The following is a 6,257-nucleotide window of genomic DNA, read 5'->3' as shown; positions in this document are numbered from 1 at the left end:
AGTCAATATAAAATAAATATTTATTGTACATTTATAGAACTGTAGAGAAGATGCAGTGATTTAAATATAGATTTCTTGATGAATAAACTTTAACTCAAACAAAACATTTTTGTAAATTTTACACAAGTTGTGTACAGATAGAGACCTACTGATTAAGAGTTGAGATTATTATGGCATTACCTAAAAAAGTACTAATTATCGTTGAAAATCTGCCAGTTCCCTTTGATCGGCGGGTATGGATGGAAGCAACTACTTTGCAAAAAGCTGGGTATGAAGTTAGCGTAATTTCACCAACAGGTAATGGGTTTGATAAATCTTACGAGATTATTGAGAAAATTCACATTTATCGTCATCCTCTACCACCAGAAGAAAGTTCAGTCTTTGGTTATCTTCGAGAGTATAGTTGGGCGATTAATTGGCAATTCCGTCTAGCTCAACTGATATGGCGAGAGCGTGGTTTTGATGTTATCCATATTTGTAATCCGCCGGATTTACTTTTTTTAGTAGCAGGATGGTTTAAATTATTTCATCGCATCTGGGTTATCTTTGACCATCATGACCTCAGTCCGGAGATGTATGAAGCTAAGTATCAACGGCGGGATATTTTTTATCATGGATTATGCTGGGCTGAACGCTTGACCTATGCCACAGCAGATATAGTAATTTCGACGAACGAGTCGCACCGAGAGGTAGCTCTTACCCGTGGGCATAAGAAACCGGAGAAGGTCTTTGTAGTTCGTAGCGCGCCCGACCTTTCCCGTTTTCACAGGATGCCCCCAAATGCCAATTATCGTAGAGGTAAGAAGCACTTGATAGGATATATGGGTGTCATGGGTGAACCAGAAGGAATTGATTATCTTCTGAGAGTAGTATATTATATTACCCAGAAAAAAAATCGCCAAGATATTCACTTTATGTTGATTGGTAGTGGACCAGCAGCCGAAAAACTTAAAGTTTTATCCAAAGAGTTAGGAGTGAGTGAGTTTGTAGAATTTACAGGGTTTAAGCAAGGGGAGGAACTTTTAGAAAGGCTTTCCAGTTGTGACGTTTGTGTAGAACCCTCCCCAACATCTGCTTATAACGAAAACTGCACCATGAATAAAATCCTCGAATACATGGCGATGGGAAAAGCAATTGTCCAGTTTGATTTGCGAGAGGGAAGACGTTCTGCCCAGGAAGCATCTCTTTATGCGAAGCCTAATGATGAGGTTGAATTTGCAGAGAAAATTCTAGAGCTTCTAGATTCTCCTGAACTTAGAGAAAAGATAGGAGCCGAGGGACGACTGAGAATGGAGAAGATTCTTGAATGGCAATATCAAGCTCCGAAATTGTTAGAGGCTTATGATAAGATTTGGCAAAGCTAGTTGGCATTATTGTGCGAAAATGGGAACTAAATTTATAACTTAGATAGTCTATACTATTGTCATATTGTCAAATCGCATCATTTTTGTCAATCGCAGTGGTTTGTGCATTCTCTAAGTCTTTTTTAGTTTCTTACTTAATATCTGTATTTGGGAAGATTTATGTCAGAAAAATTTACGGAATCTAGAGAATCTATTGATTTAGACCTCAGTCGTTACTTATTCATATTGAAACAATGGTGGCTACCTGCTACTGCGATATTTACAGCTACAGTTATTCTTAGTGCTATAGCTACACAATTTATAAAGCCATCCTATGAAGCCGAAGGAAAACTATTATTTAGAATTCCTTCTTTTAAAGTAGTAGGATCTAATCTTTTGCCTAGTAATACAGAAGGAGGAGATGCAGGGGATTTAAAATCGCTGATAGCAACTCAAAATCCTATAAACACTCAAATAGAAGTTATTTCTTCCCCTGCCTTATTGCAGAGGACAATAGATAAGTTACAACTGAAAGACAAAGAAGGTAAACCTCTAGAAGTAGAAAAGCTGCGGAAATCTTTGACCCTGAAAATTGTTAGTGCAACAGATGTATTGCGAATTAGCTATACCAGCCCTGACCCCGAGCAATCAGCAGCAGTGGTCAACACAATAATGAGTCTTTATTTAGATAATGATATTCTGACAAATCGCTCTGAGGCGGCAGCAACTCGTCAATTTATTGCCAAGCAGCTTCCTAAGACTCAAGAAGTTGTTAATAATACAGAAGTAGCACTACGTATATTTAAACAGAAATATCAGATAGCAGATCTGTCAGAGGAGACAAAGTCAACTGTTGCAACTATTGGAAATCTAGACAATGAGATGAATACTGTTAAGGCTCAGTTGGATGAGGTAAATGCCCAAACCAATGAACTGCGCCAGAAAGTAGAGCTAAATTCTCAGGAAGCGATCGCTGTGAGTGCCCTCAGCCAGTCACCTGCAGTGCAGGGAGTTCTTGCACAACTTCAAGAGACTGACAGACAGCTAGCAATTGAGCGTAGCCGTTTTCTAGATGACAACCCTGTAGTTATTAACTTAGAAGCAAAGAAAGCTAGCTTAAAATCTCTCTTACAGCAGCAAATTGGTCAGACTGTTGGCAATAAAACAGAAGTTTCACAGAACGTATTACAAATTGGAGAACTAAGACAAAACCTAATCCAAAATTTTCTGCAGTCAGAAATACAGCGCATTGGTTTAGCAAAAAGACTCTCCTCTTTATATAATTCCCGTTCTATATACGAAAAGCGCGTTAAACTCATACCCCAACTAGCACAAAATCAGAGGGAGTTAGAGCGAAAAGTTGAAGTCGCAGAATCAACATATCAAACCCTATTGAAAAAGGTTCAAGAATTACAATTAGTTGAGAATACGAATACAGCAAGCTCGAGGATTATTGCTCAGGCTATAGTGCCCAATAAGCCAGTAGAAGGCAAGAAAATTATTGTTTTAGTGCTAGGAGTAATGTTCGGTTTATTCTTGGCTACTACAACAGTTCTTGTTCTAGGTATGAGAGATAGATCACTGAAAACACTTCAGGAAATCAGAGATATATTTAGATATACTTTGTTAGGAATTGTGCCTTTGTCTGTTAAAAAAATTCGCCCACGTTATTCAAATGCAGAATCAATAACTCAAACAATTGCTGTTAGAGATACGCCTTACTCTTTAACTAGCGAAATGTACAGAATGATTCAAGCTAATCTGAAATTCCTGAGTTCAGATCAAGTGCTGAAAACTATCGTGGTAACTAGCGCAGTTCCTAAAGAAGGCAAGTCTACAGTTTCAGCTAATTTGGCAACAGCGATCGCTCAATTAGGACGTCAAGTTTTACTAATAGATGCAGATATGCGAGTTCCTTCTCAGCATCATCTGTGGGAAGTAAGCAATGCAGATGGCTTGAGCGAAGTTCTTACAGGTCAGACTGAATTTGATGTTGCTTTATCTAAAGTAATGGATAATCTTGATGTCTTAACTGCTGGTTCTAGACCTCTCAATCCACTTGCTTTGCTTGACTCAAAGCGGATGGCATCGCTGATTGAAAGTTTCTCATCTCTGTATAAATATGATTTTGTAATTATTGATGCTCCTCCCTTGCTTTTGGCAGCCGATGCTTTGACTATAAGCCAAATGACTGATGGGATTTTGTTAGTAGCTCGGCCTGGAGTAATTGATTCTAACAGTGCATCTGCTGCTCAAGAAATGCTAGAGAGATCCAGTCACAACGTATTAGGTTTAGTTGTGAATGGCATCATTGATAAAAATGAATCTAGTAGTTATTTCAATCATGTTAAACAATACTTTACTCATGAAGATTTGGCAAAAGAGACAAAGCTAAAAAAACGTATTCCAGACAAAACCTCCGTATAAATTAAGTTAGGTAAATTAGGATTTTGTCTTACCAGTTAATTTAATACCATAACTGGTAAATAATCGTACAGGATTAATTACACAATAAGTTGAATAACTTGGCTGAAATTCTTGCCTAGGAAAACATCAATAATTGAATTCTGTTGGCATACTTGTATCATATCTGTCTAATTATTTAGCCAGAAAAGAATAAGCCTACTTTCACAGGTAGGCTTATTCTTTTGTATAGCTCTAGACTTCAGCCTGACAGAACTATGTATTGTGATTGTAGGGTGTAGATTTCAGGAAATAATATTACAGGTTACTGATATTCATGTGCCCCAATATCATATCCAGCACCTACGGGACGAGGTTTACCAAAATAATCATTTTTCAAATTATTCCACTTAAAACCATTATTTATGGCCCGACTAGTCCCCTTTATTCTAAAGTCACCGCCTGAGGGATTTACAAACTGTGGATCTGCCATAATATCGTTAGGCCCCACAGAAACTGAACGAGAACCATTGTTATTGTAGAGGTTGTAGTTAAAAGTAGTGTTGGTACTTTTATTATTCGAGCTTATTGGTTTGTTAGGCGCAGAATAAAGGGCGTTATTGATAACTTTGATATTACCAGAATAATTACTCATGATTTGCCCGTAATTAATTCCCGCAGTCTGGTTATTTAGATAAGCTGTGTTGTGGACAATATCTACATAGTCGCTTTCATAGGTATGAATGCCCGAACCACCATTTTTATATGAGATATTGTTGGCAATCAAAGTACGTCCTTGATACCCATTAGATCGTGAACTATCAACAATAATACCATTACCGTCTTGAAACTTTCCGTTGGCATACCAGGGAACAAGCATTTGATTGTTGTAGACTTTGTTTCTGGTAACATACATCTTATAGTTCTGGTTCTTGTCATAATTCCAATTCTTGAGCAGTGAAATGCCACTAGCCGCGTACGGCGAGTACCAGGCATTATTATATACTTCGTTGTTGTCGACCGTTACATAGTCCGATTCAATAACTGAAATACCCGCACCGCCACAATCATGTACCTTGTTATTGAGAATACGTATGTGGTGGGAACGACCACTTTTTCTTCCATCCATATTTATGCAGGTTCCACTCGTCAGTGGGTTGGATTTATTATACTTCTGACTCAGCGCATAACTAAGGGTTATATTGGCATTGTTCCCTGCAACCTCCAGACCGTTTATCTCAATATATGAGGCTCCATTTTCAATGGAAATTCCAGTCCATCCATTGTGCTGGATTTTTGGTTTATCTCCAGGATATGCCTTATAGGTAATCCATGAATTTGCCGTTCCAGAGCGTTTGATTACTAGTGCTGAACCATTAGGGGAGGGATTCTTGTATACCCCATTCAGGATCAGTACTGTATCGCCAGGTCTAGTTAGGTCTGCTGCTCTTTGAATTGTCCTAAAGGCAGATGACGGAGAGAGTCCGTTATTTTTGTCGTTTCCGCTACCACTAACATAGTATTTTGTAGCAGTTGAAACCTGGCTGATCAGCTTGCGACTTGGAAGTGAAATGTTTTGATCGGTGGATAACTGACGAACGTCTTTAACTAAAGACTCTGTTATTCTTTGTCCTTGAACCAGACCTGTTAACGCCCAGGGAAGTACAAGAGATGCACTTAAACTGAGAAAGCCTAAACCATGAATCATCATAGGGAAAAATAGGGTATATTGCAAAAACTGAATTGTCAACGGTCAATAACTCTAGCCTTGGTCAGTAAATCAGTATTGGATACGGTCGTGTAACTGCCATTTGTAAGTTTATAAACGGTTTATCAGGTTTATACCTGAGCATTTCCACGCAAATATCGCTGAAATGTGTTTCTAGGCAGTGTTTTAAAAAATGGCGACCATCTGGTAAAAGTACTGAAAAAATTCTCAGTATGCAGAGTCATCCCATTAATGGACACTAACCAATCGTACAAATGACATCATTTCCAATTGGACATCATTCTACTGTGTATACGTGGTATCTGTAGTTGAGATAGTATATCTGTCATTAAACAGTTATTTTACTTAAATAATTCTTATGATAATGATAATCATAAGGAAGCATAAATTCTACCAGATAAGAATTATAGAATTTTATCTTCTAAAGTATTCTCATTATCATAAAAAATCAGAGTAACTAAAACAAAATTTTAAAAGGTATATCAATAGCAAATTCAGAAATTTCAGTGATAGCTTTCGGTTTACGGAATTTACAGGTCAGTAATAAGACTTAGGTTTTTATAAAGTTTAGTATAAAATATAAATAATTTAAGAAATGATCGCAAAAGACAAGACAGTTCTGTACTCTAGTATTGTCTTATCCTGTGGTCAAATAAGAGTATCTGGTAAATGTTGGGGAGAGGTGTATTTCATTTACTGGGAAGTCAATACTGCTCGGTTAAGGAGAAATAGAGGTAAAACAAAGAAAATAGTGTTCGCGAATGTTGTACGCGAATAAAAAG

3 protein-coding genes are annotated in these 6,257 nt (G+C 37.5%); 2 read left to right on the top strand and 1 reads right to left on the bottom strand.

The genetic code is table 11. The features are described 5' to 3' along the window. Positions 1-170: 170 nt before the first annotated feature. Positions 171-1,364, top strand: a complete 1,194-nt coding sequence (locus GNF10_RS34055) for a glycosyltransferase family 4 protein (protein ID WP_185581879.1) — start codon at positions 171-173, stop codon at positions 1,362-1,364. Between the two features lie 159 nt (positions 1,365-1,523). Beyond that, a complete protein-coding gene (locus GNF10_RS34050; RefSeq protein WP_185581878.1) occupies positions 1,524-3,770 on the top strand; it encodes a polysaccharide biosynthesis tyrosine autokinase in 2,247 nt (748 codons plus the stop codon). A 301-nt stretch (positions 3,771-4,071) separates the two neighbouring features. Here GNF10_RS34050 and GNF10_RS34045 read toward each other — a convergent pair whose 3' ends face one another. After that, positions 4,072-5,496 carry a right-handed parallel beta-helix repeat-containing protein gene (locus GNF10_RS34045; protein WP_260446158.1) on the bottom strand — a complete coding sequence of 475 codons (1,425 nt, stop codon included), beginning with the start codon at positions 5,494-5,496 and terminating at the stop codon, positions 4,072-4,074. Between the last annotated feature and the right edge of the window lie 761 nt (positions 5,497-6,257).

The organism is Nostoc sp. UCD121 (assembly GCF_014222285.1).
Classification (GTDB): Bacteria; Cyanobacteriota; Cyanobacteriia; order Cyanobacteriales; family Nostocaceae; genus Nostoc.
Note: the sequence above shows the minus strand (reverse complement) of the source record. Positions and strands in the feature narration are given on the sequence as shown.